Source organism: Acidaminococcus fermentans (genome assembly GCF_009696675.1).
Taxonomy (GTDB): Bacteria; Bacillota; Negativicutes; order Acidaminococcales; family Acidaminococcaceae; genus Acidaminococcus.
Map to the genome: position 1 here is coordinate 175,793 of NZ_VULN01000003.1, position 22,804 is coordinate 198,596.

The following is a 22,804-nucleotide window of genomic DNA, read 5'->3' on the forward strand; positions in this document are numbered from 1 at the left end:
ATGGTATCATGCATATGGGAGATATGATTATGACCGCCTCTGTGTTTCCGGTGCTTCGGAAGCATTGCCCCGGGGCTAGGATTACGTATCTCTGCAGCGCCAACCTGGCCTTTGTGGCAGAACTGCTGGAGGGTGTGGATGAAGTGATCCCTTACCGTTATGCCAGCGGAGGCGGGTATGGGGATGTGTGGCGGATGGGGCGGCAGCTGTCCCAGCGTCATTTTGACCTGGGGATTTCCCTGGACCCCCGGGAACGGGTAACGCTGATGAAATGGTTTGCCCGGATTCCGGAACGGATCAGCATGGAACAGGCACTGGGCTGGAAACTGGGATGGGAAAAATGGTTCTATACCCGGGACCTGGAACTGCCTGCAGGCTGGTCCTATCAGGAACATTCCATGGCGGCCAGCTTTCAGCAGATGATGCGGGGCTTTTTCGGAGATCCTTCCCAGGAATTCGTGCCGCCCCGGCTGAAACCCATGGCGGCGGAACAGGAACGATGGGCACAGAAGCTGCTGCAGAAAGCGCCGGCCGCCGGGAAGAAGATTGCCTTGTGCATCCAGACGACCTCCCGGACCAAGGACTGGCCGGCGGAAAAGTTCAGCCAGGTTTGTGACTGGCTGGCAGAAACTTATGGAGCTACCCTGTACCTGACGGGCATTCCTGCCCACCGGGAACGGGGAAATGCCATCCTCCAGGAAATGAAACACCGGGAGGCCGTGGTGGATCTGATCGGGAAAACCAGCTTTCTGGAACTGACGGCTCTTCTGGCCCATATGGACCTGCTGCTGACCCTGGATACCGGGACTGCTCATATTGGAGCAGCGGCAGGTTGTCCGGTGGTTACCCTCTTTACCTTCAATTCCCCGGTGATCTATCGGGCGCCGGGAAAACATTGTGTCGGGGTCAGCGGGCATCTGCCCTGTTCTGGCAAACATATCTGCATCGGTCCCAGCCGGTGTACAAAATCCGACTGTGTGGATGCAGTGACCGTTCCCATGGCGGAAGCGGCCATAGAGACATTATTTCAGGAGACAGCATGAAAACATTTGAACCGGGCTTTTTTGCCCTGGAGAATTTTATTCGGAAGCAGGAAACCTTCGATTTTCTGGATCCCCATTCTGGGGAACCCTGGCATATGGCTTACAATGTGAACGACCCCTTTTTCCAGATCATGGGGGCTTCTATGGTTTCGGTGCTGGAAAACAATCCGGCCCATCCTTTTGTGTTCCACTTGTTTACCGACGGCTACAGCCGGGAAAACGGGGACAAAGTCCGGCAGCTGGCAGAAAAATGGCACTGCCGGTGCACTCTATATGAACTGGATATGGCACCCTTCCAGGATTTCCATGTAAAAGTGGCCCGATTTTCCCGGATTACCTACGGCCGGCTCTATATGGCCAAAGTTCTGAAGGGGGAAACGGACCGGTTCCTGTATCTGGATGCGGATACCATGGTGATCCGTTCCCTGGAGGATCTGTTTGGTCTTTCCATGGAGGGCGAGGCTATGGGGGCTGTTTCCGAACGGCCGAAAGATGCGGCCTATCGGGGCGGCTATCTGAAGCTGAAGAACGGAAAGTATTTCAACGACGGAATCATGGTGATCAATATCCCGGAATGGGAAAAGCAGGGGATTACGGAAAAAGCCTTTTCCTTTCAGAAGGAACCCCGGGAACGGTTCCTGGGACAGAGCCAGGACGTGCTGAATCTGACTTTTGACGGCACCAATCTGTTCCTGCCTCCGGTGTACAACGAATTCGGAGGTGGGGAAGACGACAAGGGTGAGGGAGTGATCATCCACTGGACCGGCCGGCGGAAGCCCTGGCAGATGGTACTGGCCCCCTTCGATGCCCAGTGGCGGCAGTACAATGCCCTGTCTCCTTGGGAGACCATCACCAATACCCTGCCCATCAAGAAGCCGGAAAACTACCATGACTTCAAACAGTGGGCCAAATACCGGAAAAAAGACAGCCTGGCAGATTATCTGTGGGGAATGGGCTGGTATGCAATTTTGAAAATGCGGTATAAGCTGTAACCGTGCGTCACCCTTTTACAGGTGGAGAGAGGGTGACGCTTTTTATTTATTCTTTTGATCCGTAAAGATAATTATATGTACTACTGAGATGATGGAGATGGATTATTTTGGATAGAAAAAACAGTTTTGAAAAATATAAGGGGTATGGACATAAAATTCTCGTATCATTAATTGTTTTTCTGGGGATACTGCTTATCTCCCGGCTGCCATCTACTGTTTATGATTCTTATCTTCGGTATAAAGACATAATAGGAATTACAGCTGTCTGCTTTTTATCGGCTGTGACCCTAATGGACTTCCGAAAAAGAGCTTTTGTTTGTTGGATTTTAATGCTTTTACTTTATGAGGTTCCAGCTTATATAAAGTTATCAGTAGGAAGTCCATTAAGCATGGATGAGATAACCGATACTTACTGTCTTGCCACATCGCTGTATTCGTTTATCAGTGGTGGTTTGGTTGCCATTCACTGGATCTCTAATCGAAAAATTCGGCGGATAGTTGGTGCTGCCTGGAATTTACTGGCTTTGGCGGTCATTTTTGCACCGCTGGGGCTGATTGGTTACTACTTTTTAAGTGGTCATTTGCTGACATCCAGTATTGTGCTGACTCTTTTTCAAACCAATCTTCATGAAGCGGTGTCCTATCTGAAAAATGATAACCCTGTTTTATGGGGGGTGTCTTTTGCAGTTGTTTTCAGTATTGCGGGAATCTATATCTATCAGCTGAATCGGACGGCAGATAAGGTACTTAATAAAGAACTGGCGCCAGGTTTTACAGTAGTTTTGCTGGCGGCAATAATTCTCTGTGGAACCAAGGGCGTTGCCAAAGTCAGGTATGCATCGGTTACCAGTCTGATAAAACAAACCAGCCAGAGTTTAGAACAATATAAAGAGTACACCAATGCCAAACGGCGAAGAGAGGAAAATCTGAAAGAACTAATACATCTGTCTGTCGATTCTCAAAAGAGCGGTACGTTTGTGTTGGTCATTGGGGAGTCTGAATCACGGGATCATATGCATGCTTATGGTTATCAACGGGAGACGACACCCTGGTTGGATCAGGCTGTTTCGCAGCCTGAAAATATTTTGTTTACCCATGCATATTCCAATCATACGCATACAGTTCCCACCTTGACATATGCTTTGACTGAAAAGAATCAATATAATGCGGTGCCTTTGGAAAAGGCTTATTCTATTATAGAAGTGGCAAAAGCAGCCGGATACCGAACCTATTGGATCAGCAATCAAGTTAAATATGGGGCTTATGATACTCCCATAGCCGCTATTGCAAGCTCGGCAGATCAGGAAATTTGGATTAACGGAAATTCTGGATATACTACTTGGACGAATTATAATGATGGTGAATTGGCTAATAAGCTGCGTCAAATCAAATTCGATTCCCAGAAAAACAATCTGGTGATTATCCATCTTATGGGCAGCCATACCGATTATCAGGAAAGATATCCCAAAAAGCAAGAGAAGTTCTCAGTGAAAGACAAGAAAACAAGAAGAATCAATTCCTATGATAATACCGTCTTTTATACGGATGCGGTTTTGCACCAGATTTATGATATAATGCGAGCAAGAGATGAGTTCCAGGGAATGGTCTACTGTTCTGATCATGGAGAAGATATGCAGCACAGCCATGAAGTGACAAAATTCACTTGGTCTATGGCACGGATTCCTTTTGTCGTTTTTCTGTCCCAGAACTATTGCCAAAGGAATCCTGCAACATTCCAGAATCTGGTAAAGCATAAAGAGGATTATTGGACCAATGATTTACTGTATGATGTACTGATCGACTTGATGGGAATTCAGAATCTGCCTGGAAGAGAGGAAACAAAAGACATTGCTTCAGATCAGTATTTTCTTCCATTGGAGCAAGGAAAAACCTGCCATGGGACAAAGTCCCTGGCTGATGATCCTGGCGTAGGTTCCGACAATCAATAAAAAATGAAATAAGAAGGAGAAGCAGTTTAGTACTGCGGGAGAAATATGGAAATTACGGCAACAATAGAAACCCAAAAAATTGAATTTGGCAGTCCGGATGTACTGGCAGGAAAAGAATCAGTGCATATTGGGTACGGAACAGATGAGAATTTTGTGATGCCTATGGGCGTTTCCATGATTTCTGTTTTGGAAAACAATAAGGAACTGCCGATTGTTTTTCATATCCTGACGGAAAATATCAGCGAGAAGAGTATTAACCAACTGAAAACCATAGCATCTAGATATCCAAATTGTGGAGTACAAGTTCATTTTACAGATTTGAGCATTATTGATGGTCTGCCTATGTTTGCCCTTGGCAAAGCAACCTATATCCGGGTGTTTTTGGGGCAGATTTTGGATCCTGCAGTGGAGAAAATTCTCTATTTGGATGGAGATATCGTTTGCCTTCAGTCAATTCAGAATCTGATTCATAGAGATTTTTCTGGGAAAACGGTAATGGTGGTAGAAGATGTACCAGCAACAGCCAGAAAGCAGGAAAAAAAGTTTCAGCTGCAGCAGTATTTTAATGCTGGAATGATTTTTATGAACATGGTTCAATGGCGGCAGGAAAAAATCTCCGAGAAATTTCTTGATGTATGTTTTGAGTATAAAGAGAGATTGAATTATTTAGATCAGGATGCATTGAATATAGTGTTGGAAAAGAAGAAACTGATGGTAGGAAGGGAATATAATTTTATTCCACTTTCTGCCGAGGAAACTGAAGTCCCAGATAACGCGGTATTTCTTCATTATGCAGGGACGAAGCCGTGGTATTGCTGGTTGGATTTTCCCCTGAAAAGATATTTTATAAAATATTATAAGATGTCTCCCTGGAAAGATGAATCGCTGCAGCAACCCCGAAATTACCGGGAAATGCATTATATGTCCCGTGCCCGATGGAGACAGGGAAAATATTTTGATAGTGTGTACTGGTTTATCCAATATATTTCTACTAAAATCAAGAAAAAATAATTTGTTGAATGTTGGTAAAAGGGGAGTAGAAGATGGCATCTAAAAATCTCTTACAGATACGGATGGAGACAGCCAAAAAAATCCTCACCAAACTCCACGAACTGGCCGTAAAACCGGATCTGTCCGAGGTGGAACGGGATGCCCTGATCCAGCGGTTCGAATTTTCTTTTGAACTGCTTTGGAAATGCGCCAAAGAATACCTTTATGTGGAAGAAGGGATTGATGCGGCGTCTCCTAAAAAGGTCATCCGGTGCTGCCGGGAACTGGGGCTGCTGGATGAGGGGCAGACCCAGGAAGCCCTGCAGATGGCAGATGACCGGAATCTGACCTCCCATACCTATGATGAAACTTTTGCCCAAGCGGTGGTGGAACGGATCCGCCAGTATGATCCGCTGCTCCAGTCCTGGCTGGATAAAATAGGCGATGCCAGGTAGAAAAAGAAGCGTATAAATCGGAACCGTAGGGGCGGCAGACCCGGCCGCCCGCAGATACATCGTTTGTTCATGTGTTCTGCGGGCCGCCGGCTGTACAGTTCCTGCGGTTTTTTTCGTTGCAAACGCAAATGCAACGCAAAATTTACGTTGCATTTGCGTTGCATTTTTTATTATAATTGATGCAACGCAAATCACAGAACTGTGAAAGGGGGCGAAGTTTTTGGGAAGAAAAAGCAATACGCTGGACCGCCTGGCTTTGAACCGGTTGATCCTGGAAGGGTCCCACCGGTATTTTGAAGATTTGCCAGCAGAGGATTCTTCTTTAACCTTTTCCGTCCTGTCCCGGGAAATGGAAAAACAACTGGGGGTTTCTCAGGTGGATACGGATGTATTGAAAACATTGGGATTTTATACGGCAGGAGGCAAGTTCTCCCATGTGGCGGAACTTTTTTCTGATCAGAATACCTTTCCGGGGGTGGATATGATGGTCTTTGGCCGGTCCATCAACGAAATCCGGGAACGGATCAAAATCCATGGATGTTCCGTATTGTCGCTGTTCCACCAGGCTGTGGAACGGATTGCCCGGGAATACCAGGTGGAGAAAATCGATGGAGTGGAACGGCGGATGGTGGAGAAGATTCCCGGCCAGGCCATCAGAGAAGCCATGGCCAACGCTCTGGTACATCGTACCTGGGATATTCCCACTGCTATACGGGTGGCCATGTATCCGGACAAGGTGGAAATTACCTCGCCGGGAGGACTGCCGGCAGGCATCAGCCAGGAAGAATATCTCCATCATCAGATTTCCATTCTGCGGAATCCCAAACTGGCCAATGTGTTCTATCGGCTGGGGTATATTGAAGCCTTTGGAACGGGCATCCAGCGGATCCTTTATGCCTACCGCCAAAGCCGGGTCAAACCGGATTTTCAGGTAACGGATCATATTATTCAGGTGATCCTGCCTCTGGTGGATGCCATGCCGCCCTTGGACCAGGAGGAGCAAAGAATCTGTGCCGTATTTCCGGAAAATGGCCTGCTGAGCCGGCAGGAAATCGAACAGGCCACCGGTTTTGAAAAGACCAAAGTCATCCGTCTGTTGAACCGGCTGGTGGGGAAAAAGGCCGTGCTGAAAGTGGGCAAAGGCCGGGGTACCCGGTACCAGCGGCAGTAATCCAAAAGGAGGGAAATTTTGTTCAGTCTATTCTACGCATCGCTGCAGCAGGATGGAAAGCTGTTTTTGTTCTTTCCCATTCTGTGTGCTGTTTTTCGTCTGATTTTCATTGCTGTGTACAATCCGTACCGGAGCCTGAAAGGCAAGGGGAAGGTAATCTGGCACTGTTTCCGGTACGGGTTCTGGTGGGGGATGGATTTCAACGCCTATGTGTTCCTGATTCCCCTGGTGGTACTGTCCATTCCCGGGGCCTTTTTTACCGACTGGTACCGGAAAGGAGACCTGCTGCGGATGGCGGGAGGGCTTACCTACAGCCTGGTACTGTACCTGGCCTTTGCCGGGAAGATGCTGTTCTACAAGCATTTCCATGATATCTTCAACCAGACCATGAAGCTGGGGGCCAAAGCGGAAAAGCACAACCTGGTGGATATTTTCTTCCATCAGGACCACGGGGTCTGGATCCTCTTGGGCATCCTGCCCTATCTGGGGGTGTGCGACTTCTGCATCCACAAGCTGCTCCAGCTGCCCAGCTTCCAGTATCTGATCTTTTTCAGCCCGGTGCTCCAGTACGCCTACAACACGGTGATCGTCCTGGGGGCTGTGGCGGCTTTTTACTGGTTCCGGTACGGGGGGACTTTTTGGCATGACGACAAGCCGGAATGGGATACCATCCCCAGTGTGGTAAAAAAGGACATTTTCTTTGCCAAGGCCACGGTGGACGATCTGGTGGCCCTGGAACAGGTGATGAAGCACAAACTGAATCCGGCCTATGAGCACACCGATGCCCAGGACCTGAAAGCCATCCAGCCCTTCCTTACGGAAAAGGTCCCGGCGGACAAGCTGCCCAACCCGGCCTATGGGTTCAAAAGGACGGCCAAAGGGGCCCGGATCACCAAACCCACCCATATTTTCCTTTTTGTGGGAGAAACCTATCTCCAGCAGTTCTTTGATCCCCAGTTCGCCTGTCTGAACCTGGTGGAAGGGGGCCGGCAGCTGATGGAGGATCCTCATACGGCGTCCCTGACCAGTGCTCTTTCTGCCGGTATCATCTCCCGGCCTTCCATTGTAAGCCTGATGAGCGGAATCTTCGATGCAGGGCTGGAACTGAACGAAAAAGAAAGCTTCTGGCGCAACAACCTGCCCACGGCCCTGCCCCGGCAGCTGAAAAAACTGGGGTATCATTCCACCTACTGGTACGGTGGGAATGTAACCTATGGGAACTTCAACCAGTTTGCTCCCGCCTGCGGCTTCGACCAGGTGATGACCGCCACGGATTTCTGTGGTAAAGACGCTCCCAAGACCTGGGTGGGGGTCTATGACAATGTGTTCCTGGAAAAGGCGGCGGAACTGATCCTCCAGCAGGAAGAGGCCAACGGGCCCTACCAGTTCCATTTCCTGTACACCACCAGCTACCACGGCCCCTTCAAGATTCCCCTGAAGGAGTACGGGTATGACCCGGAAAAGGTGATGCCTGAGGCGCCCCGGGACATCCGGCGGAACAAGGAAATCCAGAAAAACCTGGGGACCTTCTGGTTCTCGGACCAGGCCCTGGGGAAATTCATCCGGACCATGCGGAAAGCCTATCCGGACTGTCTGTTCATCCTTACCGGGGACCATTCCATCGATATGAGCCCGGTGCTGGGGAAAACCTCTCTGATGGGACGGGACTGCAACCTGCGGGAACGGCACAGCCCGGTGCTGCTGGTGAACCACCGGGAGCTGAATCCCCACAGCCTGGCCGGGAATACCATCGGGAGCCACATGAACATTGCCCCCACCATTTTCGAACTGATCGCCCCCAAGGGGTTCACCTATTATTCCTTGTATCCTTCTCTGCTGGAACCCATCGATCATGTGGTATCGCCTTACCACTGGCTGCGGAAAGACGCCTACGGCAGCTACAGCCAGGACTTCTATCAGCCCCTGGGGCCCCAGTACGGTCCCGAAGACCTCCAGGAAGGCCCCAAACCTTACACGGAAGAAAGGGAAGCCTGGATGGACCTCACCGGTTATCTGGTCCGGCATCCGGAGGTGCTGGAAAGATAAAATCTGTCAGCGGTCAACGGCCGGTGGAAGGAACCCACAGCTGTGGGTTCCTTCTGAAGGGAAACGCAGCCCTATGGGCTGCTAACCCACCACCCATGCTGCGCATGGATACCCCCGCCCTTGTAAAGGGCGGATATACGCTCGGGCTAACGCCCATTGCCTCCGTGACACGCAGCCTGAGCTCCAGAGTCACTATCCGTCCCTTTCCAAGGGCGGGGGACCGTTGCGCTTGTAAAGGGCGGATATACGCTTGGGCTAACTCCCATTGCCCCCGTGATACGCAGCCTGAGCTCCAGTGCCACTGTCCGTCCCTTTCCAAGGGCGGGGGACCGTTGCGCTTGTAAAGGGCGGATATACGCTTGGGCTAACGCCCATTGCCCCCGTGACACGCAGCCTGAGCTCCAGCGTCACTATCCGTCCCTTTTCAAGGGCGGGGGACCGTTGCGCTTGCGCAATGGTGGTGGGTTAGCAGCCGCTGGCTGCGTTTTTATTTCTAAAAATTTGCCTGCAAGTTTTTTCCAATGTCTGCTGACCGTTGACAGTTGAACGTTGACGGGGTGCCGCACGCAATGTGCGGCACCCCCTTTTTTTATGGTATAATATTCTTATTGCAGGAAAGGAGCCGTTTTTATGAAAATCGCTATTGCAGGCACCGGCTATGTGGGCCTTTCCAACGGGCTCCTGCTGGCCCAGCACCAGGAAGTGGTGGCGCTGGACATTGTGCCGGAAAAAGTACAGATGCTCAACGAAGGCCGGTCCCCTCTGGTGGATGCGGATATTTCCCGCTTCCTGAAACGGAAGGATATCCGGTTCCGGGCCACTCTGGATCCCCGGGACGCCTTCGAAGGAGCTTCCTATATCATTATCTCCACCCCCACCAACTACGATCCCCAGAAAAACTTCTTCGATACTTCTTCCGTGGAAAAAGTCATTGAAGAAGTGCTGGCCATCAACCCGGAAGCGGTGATGGTAATCAAATCCACGGTGCCGGTGGGCTATACGGAAGAAATCCGGAAACAGTACCATACGGACAACATCATCTTCTCTCCGGAATTCCTCCGGGAAGGGAAGGCTCTGTACGACAATCTCCATCCCTCCCGGATCGTAGTGGGGGAGGATTCTCCCCGGGGCCGGCAGTTTGCGGCTCTCCTGGCAGAAGGGGCGGAAAAAAAGGACATCCCCCAGCTGTTCACGGGCTCTACGGAAGCGGAAGCCATCAAGCTGTTTGCCAACACCTATCTGGCTCTCCGGGTGGCCTACTTCAATGAACTGGATTCCTATGCGGAAATCCGGGGACTGTCCACGGCCCAGATCATCAAAGGGGTCTGCCTGGATCCCCGGATCGGGGACTTCTACAACAATCCTTCCTTTGGGTACGGGGGCTACTGCCTGCCCAAGGATACCAAACAGCTCCTGGCCAACTACCAGGATGTGCCCCAGAACCTGATTTCCGCCATTGTGGCGGCCAACCGGACCCGGAAGGACCACATTGCTGACGAAATCCTGGCCCGGAATCCCAAAACGGTGGGAATCTACCGGCTGACCATGAAAAGCGCTTCGGACAATTTCCGTTCTTCCGCCATCCAGGGTGTGATGAAACGGATCAAGGCCAAGGGGATCCCGGTGGTGGTCTATGAACCCACCCTGAAAGAAAAGGACTTTTTCCGGTCCCCGGTGTGCCGGGACCTGGACCAGTTCAAAAAGGAATGTGACCTGATCGTGGCCAACCGCTGGTCAGAGGATCTGGCGGATGTGAAAGACAAAGTCTATACCCGGGACCTGTTTGACCGGGACTAAGGAGCAGTTATGGAACCTTTTGACGCCAACAAGAAAATCCTGATCACCGGAGCCGCCGGCTTCATCGGCTATCACCTGGCCAGACGGCTGCTGTCCCTGGGGGCCCGGGTGGCCGGACTGGACAACATGAACGCCTATTACGATGTGCAGCTGAAGAAGGACCGGCTGGCCCGGCTGGAACTGTACCCGGCCTTTTCCTTCACCCAGGGAGACCTGGCGGACAAGGAAACGGTGGACCGGACCTTTGGGGATTTCCGGCCGGACATTGTGGTGAACCTGGCGGCCCAGGCCGGGGTCCGCTACAGCATCGACCATCCCAGGGAATACATCGATTCCAACATTGTGGGGTTCTTCAACATTCTGGAGGCCTGCCGGCATTTCCAGCCTGAACATCTGCTGTTCGCTTCCAGTTCCTCCGTATACGGGAATCAGAAGAAGACCCCCTTTGCCACCACGGACAATGTGGATCATCCCATCAGCCTCTATGCGGCCACCAAGAAATCTGACGAACTGATGGCCTATACCTACTGCCATCTGTACGGGATCCCGGCCACCGGCCTCCGGTTCTTTACGGTGTACGGGCCTTTCGGCCGGCCGGACATGGCGTATTTCAAATTCACCAACAAGATCATGAAGGGGGAACCCATCACCATCTTCAACCAGGGGGACATGTACCGGGACTTCACCTATGTGGACGATATTGTCACCGGCATCCAGAACATGCTGTGCCATCCTCCCAAGGCCAATGAGGAGGGGGACCGGTACAAGATCTACAACATCGGGAACAACCACCCGGAAAAGCTCATGACTTTCATCGAGACCCTGGAAAAGGCCCTGGGAAAAACGGCGGAGAAGGAATACCTGCCCATGCAGCCCGGGGACGTGTACCAGACCTATGCGGACGTAAGCGAACTGGAACGTGACTTCGGATTCCGGCCCAGCACCACCATTACCGAAGGGCTGGGGAAGTTCGCCCAGTGGTACCGGGAGTATTATCATGTTGAGTGAAGAGTGAAGAGTGAAGAGTGAAGAGTGAAGAGTGAAGAGGAGACCCACATGACCAAATTCATTGCTGCTGCTGTCCAGATGGACTCCCAGGATGATAAAAATGCCAATCTGGCTGCGGCCGAAGGCTATATCCGGGAGGCGGCCGCCAGGGGAGCCAGTCTGGTGGTGCTGCCGGAATCCATGAACTACATCGGCCGGGATATGGCCGGAGAAGCAGAAACCATCCCTGGAGGTCCCACCTTCCGGAAGATGGCGGAACTGGCCCGGGAACTGGGGATCTGGCTGGAAGCCGGGAGCATTTATGAAAGCAATCCGGAAGACCCGGCCCGTCCCTTCAACACCACCTTCCTGGTGCGCCCGGACGGAACCCTGGCCGCCAAATATGCCAAGCTCCATCCCTTTGACGTGGTGTTGCCCAACGGGGTAACCAGCCGGGAAAGCGACCGGGTGTGCCCGGGGAAGACCCTTGCCCTGGGGGATACGGAATGGGGGAAACTGGGCCTGGCCATCTGCTACGATGTCCGGTTCGGAGAGATGTTCCGGATCATGGCCCTGGAAGGGGCGAAGATTTTTGCTGTCCCTGCCAATTTCACCGTGAACACCGGGAAGGACCACTGGGAAGTGCTGGTCCGGGCCCGGGCCATCGAGAATGAATGTTACGTAATCGCTCCCAACCAGATGGGGAAGAAGCCCCGGTTCACCGCCTACGGGAATTCTCTGATCGTGGATCCCTGGGGCACGGTAATTGCCAGGGCGTCGGACAAGCCGGGGGTCATCACCGCCGAAATCGACCTGGATTACGTGACCAAAGTCCGCCAGAGCACCTTTACCCTGGACAACCGGCGGCCGGATGTGTATGAATTGAAAATGTTGTAAAAATGGGGTGTGAATTCTTTCGCACCCCATTTTCGTACATTATTTTTACGGAAACGTGTCAATTTCTTGTCCATAGTGTATAATGTAAAGTATCATATTACGCTTTTTTCTGCAGAGGAACAGGAAAAAGCCCTGAAAGGGAGGACAAATGTCAATGTCACAAATACTTACCACCATGGACGACGTACTGTATTATCCCATCCTGGTCATCGTGCTGCTGGCAGCCGGCCTGTTCTTTACGGTTCGGACCCGACTGATTCAGTTCCGCTGGTTCCGGGAATGCATCCGAGTGGTCATGCAGAAGCCCAGCAAGGAAGGGTCCGTATCTTCGTTCCAGGCTCTGATGGTTTCCACCGCTTCCCGGGTGGGCACCGGGAACATCATCGGTATCTCCACCGCCCTGTGCCTGGGTGGCTTCGGTTCCGTGTTCTGGATGTGGGCCATTGCCATCATCGGCGGTGCTACGGCCTTCATCGAAAGCACTCTGGCCCAGGTGTACAAACGCCGGGATGCCAACGGGGACAGCTACGGCGGACCGGCCTACTACATTGAAATCGCTCTCCACAACAAACTGCTGGCAGGGGCCTTTGCCTTCTTCCTGATCATCACCTATGCCGGCGGGTTCAATGCCCTGGCTTCCTACAACCTCCAGTCCACCTTCAGCGTGTACGGATTCTATGAAAAAGGGGTCACCTCCTGGGTCATCGGGGCCATCCTGGCTGTGCTGGTGGGCTACTGTCTCATGGGCGGCGGCAAACGGATCATGCGGGTGACGGAAGTGCTGGTGCCCTTTATGGGGGTTCTGTATGTAATCCTGGCCCTGGTGATCATTGTGATGCACATCGGGATGATTCCCTCCGTGCTGTCCGCCGTGTTCGCCGATGCCTTTGACTTCCAGAAGATCCTGGGGGGTATCAGCGGTTCCTGCATGATGTATGGCATCAAACGGGGCCTGTATTCCAACGAAGCCGGTGTAGGGTCCGCCCCCAACGCCGCCGCTGCGGCTGATGTGGCCCATCCGGCCCAGCAGGGTCTGGTGCAGATGCTGTCCGTGTTCATCGATACGGTGCTCTGCACGGCTACCGCCCTCATGTGCATATTCTCCGGGGTGGTACCCACCAAGGCCATGGCCGGGGCTCCCTATGTACAGGCTGCCACCCAGACAGACTTCGGGGCTTTCGGTCCCATTATGATCACCGTGGCCATGGTGCTCTTTGCCTTTACCACCCTGATTGGGAACCTGTTCTATGTGGACAACTGCCTGGCCTACCTGAACGGGAAAAAGACTCCCAGTGCCGGCTTCATGAAGGGCTTCCGGCTGCTGGCGGTGCTGGTGATCTTTGTGGGCGCCGGCATGTCCATGGACAACGCCTGGGCTGTGGCTGATATCTGCATGGCCTTCATGTGCCTGATCAACATCCCTTCCATCCTGGCCCTGAACGGCACGGCCATTGCAGTGATGGACGATTACGGCAAACAGCTGGATGCCGGAGTGGAAAACCCGGTATTCAAGGCATCCAATATCGGTCTGGACGAATCCGAGCTGGATTACTGGAAATAATTCCGGACAACCAAACTCTCCCTGCCTCCTCACAGGGGGAGTTTTTCTTTTGCCTTTTTCCTGTCTGTCTGACTTTTGGTTGCTTATTTCCACCTTTTGTGCTATGCTATATGAGCGGTTTTTTAAGCAATTACGACAGACTGTTAAGCATGAGACAAATAAAAATGGCTGACAGCATGTGAGGAGGATTTTTTTAAATGAGCGTTTCCGTAGAAAGAAAAGGTAATGAAGCAACTCTGAAAGTCACTTTGCCGGTTGAAGACGTAGCCAAGGCTTTTGAAAAAGCAGTTGCCAAGATCAACAAACAGGTAACGATCCCTGGCTTCCGTAAGGGCAAAGCTCCCCGTCGTGTGCTGGAAATGCACGTAGGCAAAGACGCCATCAAAGAAGAAGCTTTCGAAATCGCTGCCAACAGTGAATATAGAGAAACCCTGAAAGAAAACCAGTGGGTTCCCGTTTCCGATCCTGAAATCAAAGATTCCAAGTTCGAAGAAGGTCAGCCCATGGAAATGACCCTGGTGGTCACCCTGCGTCCGGAACCGGAACTGGGCCAGTACAAAGATCTGGACGTAGTGAAGGACGAAAAGGAAATTACCGACGCTGATGTGGACAAGGAAGTGGAAAACCTGCAGAAACGGGCCTCCAAGATGGTGGAAGCTCCGGAAGGCAAGGCTCTGGAAAAAGGTGACCTGGCCATCATCGACTTTGCCGGCACCATTGACGGCGAAGCTTTCGAAGGCGGCGAAGGCAAGGGCTATCCTCTGGAAGTGGGCAGCAACAGCTTCATCCCCGGCTTTGAAGATCAGCTGGTTGGCCTGAAAAAGGGTGAATCCACGGATGTGAACGCAACCTTCCCGGAAGACTACTTCTCCAAGGAACTGGCCGGTAAAAAGGCTGTGTTCAAAGTCACTGTCCAGGATGTGAAAGTGAAGGAAGTTCCCGAAGTCAACGACGAACTGATTGCTGCCAATAGCGACAGCAAGACCGTGGCTGAATTCCGGGAAAAGACCATGGATCGTCTGAAAAAGGCCGAAGCTCAGCGGGCTCAGTCCGACTACGAAGCCAACCTGATCAAAAAGGCTGTAGAAAATGCCAAATTCGAAGTGCCTGATGTGATGGTGACCCAGCGGGCCAACCAGATGATGGACGAACTGGCCATGAACCTGGAAGCTCACAAAATGAGCCTGCCTCTGTACCTGCAGTACCTGGGCAAGGATGTGAAGACCTACCGGGATGAACAGAAACCGGTGGCTCTGGAAAACATCAAGACCGATCTGGTCCTGGATGCCATTGCCCTGAAGGAAGGCATTAAAGTCAGCGAAGACGAAATCCGCAGCGAAATGGAACAGCTGGGTGCCATGCACGGTGCTACCCTGAAACAGGTGGAAAAGATCGTGAAAGAAAACGGTTCCCTGGCTGTGCTGGTGAGCAACATTGCCCGCCGGAAAGCTGCCCGTCTGGTCATTGACAGCGCCAAAAACGCTCCCAAGGCCGCAGAAGCTGCTGAAGAAAAATAAAATCCCAGGAGGTGGACGGCATGAGCTATGTGCCTATTGTGGTAGAACAGACCAGTAAAGGCGAACGGAGCTATGACATCTATTCCCGGCTGCTGAAGGATCGGATCATCTTCGTCACCGGGGAAATCGAAGATCACATGGCCAACCTGATCATTGCCCAACTGCTGTTCCTGGAGTCCGAAGATCCGGACAAAGATGTCCATCTCTACATCAACAGCCCGGGCGGCAGTGTCAGTGCCGGGCTGGCGATCTATGACACCATGCAGTACATCCGTCCGGATGTTTCCACCATCTGTGTGGGAATGGCGGCCTCCATGGCTTCCGTACTGCTGGCAGCCGGCGCCAAAGGAAAACGCTATGCCCTGCCTCATTCCAGAGTGATGATCCATCAGCCTCTGGGAGGGGCCCAGGGACAGGCCACGGACATTGAGATCCATGCCCGTGAAATCCTGCGGATCCGGGAAGAGATGAACCAGATTTTGGCCAGCCACACCGGTCAGACCCCGGAACAGATCCGTCTGGATACGGAACGGGATCATTTCATGACCGCTGAGGAAGCCGCAAAATATGGTCTGATCGACCAGGTGGTCCATCAGATCAAGACCCAGAAATAAGGGGTAAGTGTCCATCTTGCCCTGGCTGTAAGGAGGGTTTCAGATGGGTTACGATGACAAGAACAACGGCCTGGAGGGTCCGGACTATACCTGCTCCTTCTGCGGGAAAAAGCAGAGCCAGGTAAAGAAACTGATCGCCGGCCACAATGTGTTTATCTGTGATGAGTGCATTGCCCTGTGCAATGAGATGCTGGAGAAGGATTTGAAAGCTCCGGCGGAAGAAACCATTACGGATCTGCCCAAGCCCAAGGAAATCAAGGCCATCCTGGACCAGTATGTAATTGGTCAGGAAGAGGCCAAGAAGACCCTGGCTGTGGCGGTATACAACCACTACAAACGGATCAACTATGAACAGGGACACCACCAGGATGTGGAACTTCAGAAGTCCAACATCCTGATGCTGGGGCCTACGGGCAGCGGCAAGACCCTGCTGGCCCAGACCCTGGCCAAAATCCTCAAGGTTCCCTTTGCCATTGCGGATGCCACCAGCCTGACAGAAGCGGGCTATGTGGGGGAAGATGTGGAAAACATCCTGCTCCGGCTGATCCAGAATGCAGACTATGATATTGCCCGGGCTGAACGGGGCATTATCTATATCGACGAAATCGACAAGATTTCCCGGAAGTCCGAGAATCCTTCCATTACCCGGGATGTGTCCGGGGAAGGGGTCCAGCAGGCTCTGCTGAAGATCCTGGAAGGTACGGTGGCCAATGTTCCTCCCCAGGGAGGACGGAAGCATCCTCATCAGGAACTGATCCAGATCGATACCACCAATATCCTCTTTATCTGCGGCGGCGCTTTTGCCGGCCTGGAGAACGTGATCAACGCCCGGACCGGGAAGAAGAGCATGGGCTTCGGGGCGGACATCCCCACCCAGGCGGAAAAGAAGAGCGAAAACCCCTTCCGGCACGTACTGCCGGAGGATTTCGTGAAGTACGGCCTGATCCCCGAATTCGTAGGACGGCTGCCGGTGGTGGTGACCCTGGACAACCTGGACGAAAAGGCCCTGATCAAGATCCTGACGGAACCCAAGAATGCCCTGACCAAGCAGTATGAACATCTGCTGGCCATGGACCATGTGGAACTGGATTTCGACGAGGGAGCCCTGAAGGCCATCGCTCACGAAGCTTTGGCCCGGAATGCAGGCGCCCGGGGGCTGCGGGCCATCATCGAAGGCATCATGAAGAACGTGATGTACGAGGTGCCCAGCCGGGACAATGTGGAAAAATGCATCGTGACAGCGGATGTGGTGACCAAGCACAAGGAACCCAAGCTGTTGCTGAAGCAGGAAGATAACGATACAAGAAAGAATGCCTAGAGAAAAGGAAAAGGGGTGCCGGCATCCCTTTTCCCTTTTTCTCTATTCGACAAGGACGGTGAAACAAGATGTTGGATGCCAATACTATGAGACTGCCGCTGCTGCCGCTCCGGGGGATCCTGGTGTTCCCCGGGATGATCATCAATCTGGATGTGGGACGGGACCGTTCCATCCGGGCGGTGGAAAGCGCCATGAATATGGGAAAGCGGATCCTGCTGGTGACCCAGCGGTCTGCGGAAGAAAATGATCCTACTGCCAAGAGCCTGTACAATTTCGGGGTGATCGCGGAAATCAAACAGCTGCTGAAGCTGCCCAACGGGGCCATGCGGATCCTGGTGGAAGGCCTTACCCGGGTGGAAGTAATCTCCGTGGTGGACGCGGTAGGGATGAACCTGGAAGCCTATGTGGCGGAACGGGAAGACATCAATGACCACTCCAACGAAGTGGAAGCCCTGAAGCGGATGCTGGTGGAAACCTTCGAACAGTGGGTGCTGGCCAGCAAGAAAGTGAACACGGAAGTGCTGCTCACCTTTAAGGATCAGCCGGATCCCGGGAAAATCGCCGATATGATCGCCGGGTACCTGACCATCGATGTGGAGGAAAAGGAAAAACTCCTGGAAGCAGTGGATGTGAAGGAACGGCTGCACCTGCTCTATGGGTATCTGTGCAAGGAACTGGAAATCGTCAACCTGGAAAAGGACATTTCCCAGCAGGTCCGGAAGCAGATCGAGCAGAACCAGCGGGAATACTACCTGCGGGAACAGCTGAAGGCCATCAATAAAGAACTGGACGAAGGAGGCGAAAAAGGCTCCGAAGTCAAGGAATACCAGGAAAAGATGCAGCAGGTGAAGCTTCCTGACGATGTGAAGGAAAAGCTGGACAAGGAGCTGGACCGGCTGTACAAGATGCCTCCCATGATGGCGGAAAGCGCAGTGATCCGGAACTATCTGGACACGGTGCTGAGCCTGCCCTGGGGGAAGATGACCCAGGACAACTACGACCTGAAGAAGGCGGCTGCGGTGCTGGACAAGGACCACTACGGCCTGAAAAAGGTGAAGGAACGGATCCTGGACTACCTGGCAGTGCGGGCCCTGACCCACAGCAACCGGGGGCCCATCATCTGTCTGGTGGGGCCTCCCGGCGTGGGGAAGACCAGTCTGGCCCAGAGCATTGCCCGGGCTGTGAACCGGAAATTCACCCGGATCAGCCTGGGGGGCATCCGGGATGAAGCGGAAATCCGGGGCCACCGGCGGACCTACATCGGGGCCATGCCCGGCCGGCTCATCAATGGGATGATCGACTGCGGCACCGACAATCCGGTGTTCTTGCTGGATGAAGTGGACAAGATGGGGGCGGACTTCCGGGGAGATCCGGCTTCTGCCCTGTTGGAAGTGCTGGATCCGGAACAGAACAGCCATTTCAGCGACCACTACATCGAATTCCCCTATGACATGAGCAACGTGTTCTGGATCGTGACCGCCAACACGGTGGAAACCATCCCGCCGGCGCTCCTGGACCGGCTGGAAGTGATCGAACTGTCCAGCTACACCGACGAGGAAAAGCTGAAGATCGCCCAGCTCCACCTGCTGCCCAAGGAACGGAAGGCCAACGGCCTGACCGGCAAACAGCTGAGCCTGGGGGCTGCTTCCATCCAGCACATCATCCGGGACTACACCCGGGAAGCCGGGGTCCGGAACCTGGAACGGAAGATTGCCACTGTCTGCCGAAAGGCAGCCCGGAAAATCGTGGAAGACGGAGTGGCCAAAGTCAGTGTGACTCCGGCCCATCTGAAAGATTACCTGGGACCAGCCATTTTCCTGGAAAGCGACATGCGGGCCCGGTCCGAAGTAGGGGTCTGCACCGGTCTGGCCTGGACCAGTGTAGGCGGCGAACTGCTGAAGATCGAAGTGGTGGTCTGCGAAGGCAAGGGCAAACTGGTCCTCACCGGGCAATTGGGAGATGTGATGAAGGAAAGCGCCCAGGCGGCCTTTACCTACATCCGTTCCCGGGCCAAGGAACTGGGGCTGGATCCGGATTTCAATGAGAAAGTGGATATCCACATCCATGTGCCGGAAGGGGCCATTCCCAAAGATGGTCCTTCTGCGGGGATTACCATGGCCACGGCCATGGAAAGTGCCCTGACCAAACGGAAGGTGAAGGCGGACCTGGCCATGACCGGGGAAATCACCATCACCGGCCATGTGCTGCCCATCGGCGGCCTGAAGGAAAAGGTCCTGGCAGCTCACCGGTATCGTGTGAAGACGGTGCTGATTCCCCGGCAGAACCAGCAGGATCTGGAGGAAATCCCGGAAAAAGTCCGGAATGACATGACCTTTATCCCTGTGGACAGTATGGACCAGGTGACCAAACTGGCCCTGGAGGCATAACATGGCAGGAAAAGAGTGGGACATCATCGGTGCTTCCTATGTGGCTTCGGCGGTAAAGGCCACCCAGTATCCCCAGGATACCATTGACGAGGTGGCGTTCATCGGACGGAGCAATGTGGGAAAATCTTCCCTGCTGAATTCCCTGGCCCGGCGGAAGGGCCTGGCCAGGGTCAGCAGCTCTCCCGGCAAGACCCAGACCATCAACTTCTATTCCTTCCAGGCCAAGCGCCAGCAGGAGGAAAAAGTGGACCGGCACACCTACTATGCAGTAGATTTGCCGGGGTACGGATTTGCCCGGACCAGCAAAGGGAACAAGGAGCAGTGGTCCGCCTTTATCTGCAAGTACATGGAGAATTCCCAGTACCTGAAGCTGGTCTGTGTGCTTATGGACATCCGCCATGCACCCATGGAAAGCGACATCGACTGCTACCAGTGGCTGCTGAGCCTGGGACTGCCTATTATGGTGATCCTGACCAAAAGCGACAAGCTGAGCAAGGGCGCCGTGGCCAGCCAGAAGGCCCTGTACCAGAAGACCTTCGGCCTGGGGGACGAGCAGATCATGACCTACAGTTCTACCAGTCATACCACAAGAAAAGAACTGATCAACCGGATCATGGAGCATTTGGAATAAAAGAAAGGGGCTGTTGCGAAAGCAACAGCCCCTTTACCATTTCCTAAAAATATTGTACAATTCTGTTATGTTCGATACAAAAACGAAGGGAGAAACGGGTATGAGTCAGGAAATGGAACAGCGGCAGAAACTGGCCGGGCTTTGGCCGGACCAGCGGCAGCGGGTGGATAAAACCCTCCGGCTTTGGGAAAGCGCCGTGCTGCTGCCTTTGCGCTGGACCAAACATGGGTGGGAAATCCTTTTTGAGGTCCGGGCCGCCAACATGAGCTGGCAGCCGGGAGACATCTGCTTTCCCGGAGGCCATCGGGAGGATTCGGATTCCAACTTCTGCGCCACTGCCCTCCGGGAGACCCGGGAAGAACTGGGCATCCCGGAAGACAAAATCCAGGTACTGGGGCCTTTGGACTATTTCTACGGCTATTCCGGTCCCATGATCTATCCCTTTGCCGGGATCCTGCCCAGCCAGGTCTCTCTCCAGCTGGACAAGCAGGAAGTGGGGGAAGTGTTTTCCGTCCCGTTGAAGGACCTGTTGGCCATCCATCCGGTGGTGGGGAAACTGTCCCTGGCCAGCCGGCAGGAACCGGGATTTCCATCTCAGTGGGCCTATGGCTTCCAGGACGGCTGGAACATCCGGGGCGGCTATGAAGTGTTCTTCTACCCCTGGAAGAAGCGGATCATCTGGGGCATTACCGGCCGGATCCTCCATCAGTTCCTGGAACGGGTCCGGCAGGGAGGGATCCTTCCGGAGGCAGCACACCGGGATCACTGAGATAGGGGGTCAGGATCATGCATACCTCCGTCCGGTTCCGGCTCTGGCTCCGGAACTTGAAAAGCTCTCCCAGAAGGGGCAGTTTGGACAGCAGGGGAATGGCCTCCAGCCGGTGCTGTTCCTGTTCGCTGATCAGCCCGCCGATCACCAGGGTTTCCTTTTCCCGGAGCCGTACATGGGTATCCGCCGTACGGCTGGTGATCCGGTAGTTTTTCAGTTCCGCGATCAGGGTGGGAGTGCTCACTTCCGTGTGGACTTTGGCGGTGATCAGTCCGTCCTGGCTCAGGTATGGAGTGTAGGAAAGCCGGATCCCCGCATCCACATATTCCGTAGTGCTGGTGGTGGTGCTGTTGGTGACCTTTTCCGTCACCACCGGGATATGGTCCCCAATGAAAATACTGGCTTCCCGGCCGGGAAGAGTGATGATCCGGGGGGTGGCCAGCACCTTGGCCTTTCCTTCCTGGCAAAGGGCACTGAGCCGGGCCTGGAAATTGGCTCCGTACCCGTGGCCCAGATGGATCCGGCCGGCCATGTTTTCTTCTCCCTGGTCTTTGCCGGCCGGCAGAGGACTCCAGTCCCACTGGAGCCCCAGTTCCCGGGAGGCGGTTTCCCCCAGGGACAGGATCCGGGCTTCCAGGGTGATTTGCCGGGTGGGCCGGTCCAGGGCCTTCAGGGCCTCCTTCAGCCGGTTTTCCTCTCCCGGGGATCCGTGGAACAAAATGGCGTTGGCTCCTTTTGACCAGGCCAGGGGAGCGGAAAACAGGGGCTTTAGGGATTCGGCGGTTTCCCGGGCGGAGATGTATTCCAGCGGATGCACCGACAGACGGCCGTCCAGGGCGTCCATCCGTTCCGGCCGGGCCACCCACAGGGTATCTCCTTCCAGGTTCCAGCAGAGCCCCTGGCTGCGGGTGACGGCTTCCAGCGCCTGGGACAGGGGCATCTCATGGAGCTCCAGGGACAGGGTGCTGGAGGCCGGCTCGTCCAGGATCAGGCTCCGGCCGGACAGCTGGGCAATGCTCTGGAGCACGGCACCGGTGGGGGCATTTTCCACGGAAAGGGAAATGGGATCTTCCAGAGAAGCGGCCAGAACCCATTTGACCGGTGTAAAAAAGCAGAAAATACAGAAACAAATGACAGAAAGTCTTTTCATGGCCATACCTCCCCGATCCGGATCTGACGGGCCCCGCATTCCAGGGCAGAGGGCAGGACCTGGGTGATGGAACCCAGGCCAGGGAGTTCATCTCCTTTGCCCAGGAGACGGTGTCCTTCCGGCAGGGCCGCCAGAGCTTTCCGGGTGCCGTTCATTTCCAGGATCCCCAAGAGACGGCAGACCTGGAGGGAAGGAGCCGGCTGGGAAGCAGCCGGAGCCGCCGGGATTCCGGAGGGAATCGGGACGGCTGGAACTTTTTTCCCGGGGGCAAGGGTCCCGACCGGATGATCCAGAGGCCGAAAGGGGTCCCGCCGGGGCAGAGGCTTGGGACGGACCGGCTTTTTCAATGGTTCCGCCGTTTCTTCTTCTGCAAGAGCAGGCAGGGGCGGAAAATCCGGCAGAGAGGGAGAAGGGAACAGATACAGGGCGGAACCGGTGCCGGCGGCTGCCAGCATCAGGCCCAGTCCCAGCCGGGAGGACAGAGCGGGGAGCGAAGAAAAAGAAAACGGTAAGGAAAACATGGGAACCTC

The 22,804-nt window shown here is 53.9% G+C and carries 19 protein-coding genes; 17 read left to right on the top strand and 2 right to left on the bottom strand.

What is annotated here, in order from left to right:
• The first annotated feature begins 29 nt into the window (after positions 1–29).
• From FX155_RS03170 to FX155_RS03250, 17 genes are all read left to right on the top strand, one after another.
• Positions 30–1,043 carry a glycosyltransferase family 9 protein gene (locus tag FX155_RS03170; RefSeq protein ID WP_229778410.1) on the top strand — a complete coding sequence of 338 codons (1,014 nt, stop codon included), beginning with the start codon at positions 30–32 and terminating at the stop codon, positions 1,041–1,043.
• Positions 1,040–2,035 carry a glycosyltransferase family 8 protein gene (locus FX155_RS03175; protein WP_154487759.1) on the top strand — a complete coding sequence of 332 codons (996 nt, stop codon included), beginning with the start codon at positions 1,040–1,042 and terminating at the stop codon, positions 2,033–2,035. The genes FX155_RS03170 and FX155_RS03175 overlap by 4 nt, the downstream gene beginning before the upstream one ends.
• A gap of 107 nt (positions 2,036–2,142) precedes the next feature.
• On the top strand, positions 2,143–3,984 hold the full coding sequence (locus tag FX155_RS03180) for a phosphoethanolamine transferase (protein ID WP_154487760.1): 1,842 nt from the start codon (positions 2,143–2,145) through the stop codon (positions 3,982–3,984).
• 45 nt (positions 3,985–4,029) lie between these two features.
• Positions 4,030–4,995: a glycosyltransferase family 8 protein gene (locus FX155_RS03185; protein ID WP_154487761.1), complete on the top strand. Its 966-nt coding sequence runs from the start codon at positions 4,030–4,032 to the stop codon at positions 4,993–4,995.
• Positions 4,996–5,027: 32 nt separating this feature from the next.
• Positions 5,028–5,429, top strand: a complete 402-nt coding sequence (locus FX155_RS03190; protein WP_154487762.1) for an HI0074 family nucleotidyltransferase substrate-binding subunit — start codon at positions 5,028–5,030, stop codon at positions 5,427–5,429.
• Positions 5,430–5,649: 220 nt separating this feature from the next.
• A complete protein-coding gene (locus FX155_RS03195) occupies positions 5,650–6,600 on the top strand; it encodes an ATP-binding protein (protein WP_229778411.1) in 951 nt (316 codons plus the stop codon).
• Positions 6,601–6,618: 18 nt separating this feature from the next.
• Positions 6,619–8,646, top strand: a complete 2,028-nt coding sequence (locus FX155_RS03200) for an LTA synthase family protein (RefSeq protein ID WP_022488139.1) — start codon at positions 6,619–6,621, stop codon at positions 8,644–8,646.
• Between the two features lie 630 nt (positions 8,647–9,276).
• Positions 9,277–10,443: a nucleotide sugar dehydrogenase gene (locus tag FX155_RS03205; protein WP_022488138.1), complete on the top strand. Its 1,167-nt coding sequence runs from the start codon at positions 9,277–9,279 to the stop codon at positions 10,441–10,443.
• A 9-nt stretch (positions 10,444–10,452) separates the two neighbouring features.
• A complete protein-coding gene (locus FX155_RS03210) occupies positions 10,453–11,451 on the top strand; it encodes an NAD-dependent epimerase (RefSeq protein ID WP_154487763.1) in 999 nt (332 codons plus the stop codon).
• A 48-nt stretch (positions 11,452–11,499) separates the two neighbouring features.
• Positions 11,500–12,327: a carbon-nitrogen hydrolase family protein gene (locus FX155_RS03215; RefSeq protein WP_022488136.1), complete on the top strand. Its 828-nt coding sequence runs from the start codon at positions 11,500–11,502 to the stop codon at positions 12,325–12,327.
• A 154-nt stretch (positions 12,328–12,481) separates the two neighbouring features.
• Positions 12,482–13,888: an alanine/glycine:cation symporter family protein gene (locus FX155_RS03220; RefSeq protein WP_022488135.1), complete on the top strand. Its 1,407-nt coding sequence runs from the start codon at positions 12,482–12,484 to the stop codon at positions 13,886–13,888.
• 197 nt (positions 13,889–14,085) lie between these two features.
• Positions 14,086–15,405 (top strand): trigger factor, encoded by a 1,320-nt coding sequence (tig, locus tag FX155_RS03225; RefSeq protein ID WP_154487764.1) that lies wholly within the window; start codon positions 14,086–14,088, stop codon positions 15,403–15,405.
• Between the two features lie 20 nt (positions 15,406–15,425).
• A complete protein-coding gene (gene clpP, locus FX155_RS03230) occupies positions 15,426–16,019 on the top strand; it encodes an ATP-dependent Clp endopeptidase proteolytic subunit ClpP (RefSeq protein ID WP_022488133.1) in 594 nt (197 codons plus the stop codon).
• A gap of 43 nt (positions 16,020–16,062) precedes the next feature.
• Positions 16,063–17,337, top strand: coding sequence for an ATP-dependent Clp protease ATP-binding subunit ClpX (clpX, locus tag FX155_RS03235; protein ID WP_022488132.1), 1,275 nt, complete (start codon positions 16,063–16,065; stop codon positions 17,335–17,337).
• A 68-nt stretch (positions 17,338–17,405) separates the two neighbouring features.
• Positions 17,406–19,724 carry an endopeptidase La gene (lon, locus tag FX155_RS03240; RefSeq protein ID WP_154487765.1) on the top strand — a complete coding sequence of 773 codons (2,319 nt, stop codon included), beginning with the start codon at positions 17,406–17,408 and terminating at the stop codon, positions 19,722–19,724.
• Position 19,725: 1 nt separating this feature from the next.
• The gene (gene yihA, locus FX155_RS03245; RefSeq protein WP_022488130.1) at positions 19,726–20,355 is read left to right on the top strand and encodes a ribosome biogenesis GTP-binding protein YihA/YsxC; all 630 of its coding nucleotides are present in this window, start codon (positions 19,726–19,728) and stop codon (positions 20,353–20,355) included.
• Positions 20,356–20,455: 100 nt separating this feature from the next.
• Positions 20,456–21,124: an NUDIX hydrolase gene (locus FX155_RS03250; protein ID WP_154487766.1), complete on the top strand. Its 669-nt coding sequence runs from the start codon at positions 20,456–20,458 to the stop codon at positions 21,122–21,124.
• On the opposite strand, the gene FX155_RS03255 is transcribed toward FX155_RS03250, so the two are convergent.
• Both FX155_RS03255 and FX155_RS03260 read right to left on the bottom strand, forming a co-directional pair.
• On the bottom strand, positions 21,042–22,274 hold the full coding sequence (locus FX155_RS03255) for a type II secretion system protein GspD (RefSeq protein ID WP_022488128.1): 1,233 nt from the start codon (positions 22,272–22,274) through the stop codon (positions 21,042–21,044). The genes FX155_RS03250 and FX155_RS03255 overlap by 83 nt on opposite strands.
• Positions 22,271–22,795, bottom strand: coding sequence for a hypothetical protein (locus FX155_RS03260; RefSeq protein ID WP_154487767.1), 525 nt, complete (start codon positions 22,793–22,795; stop codon positions 22,271–22,273). The genes FX155_RS03255 and FX155_RS03260 overlap by 4 nt, the downstream gene beginning before the upstream one ends.
• Between the last annotated feature and the right edge of the window lie 9 nt (positions 22,796–22,804).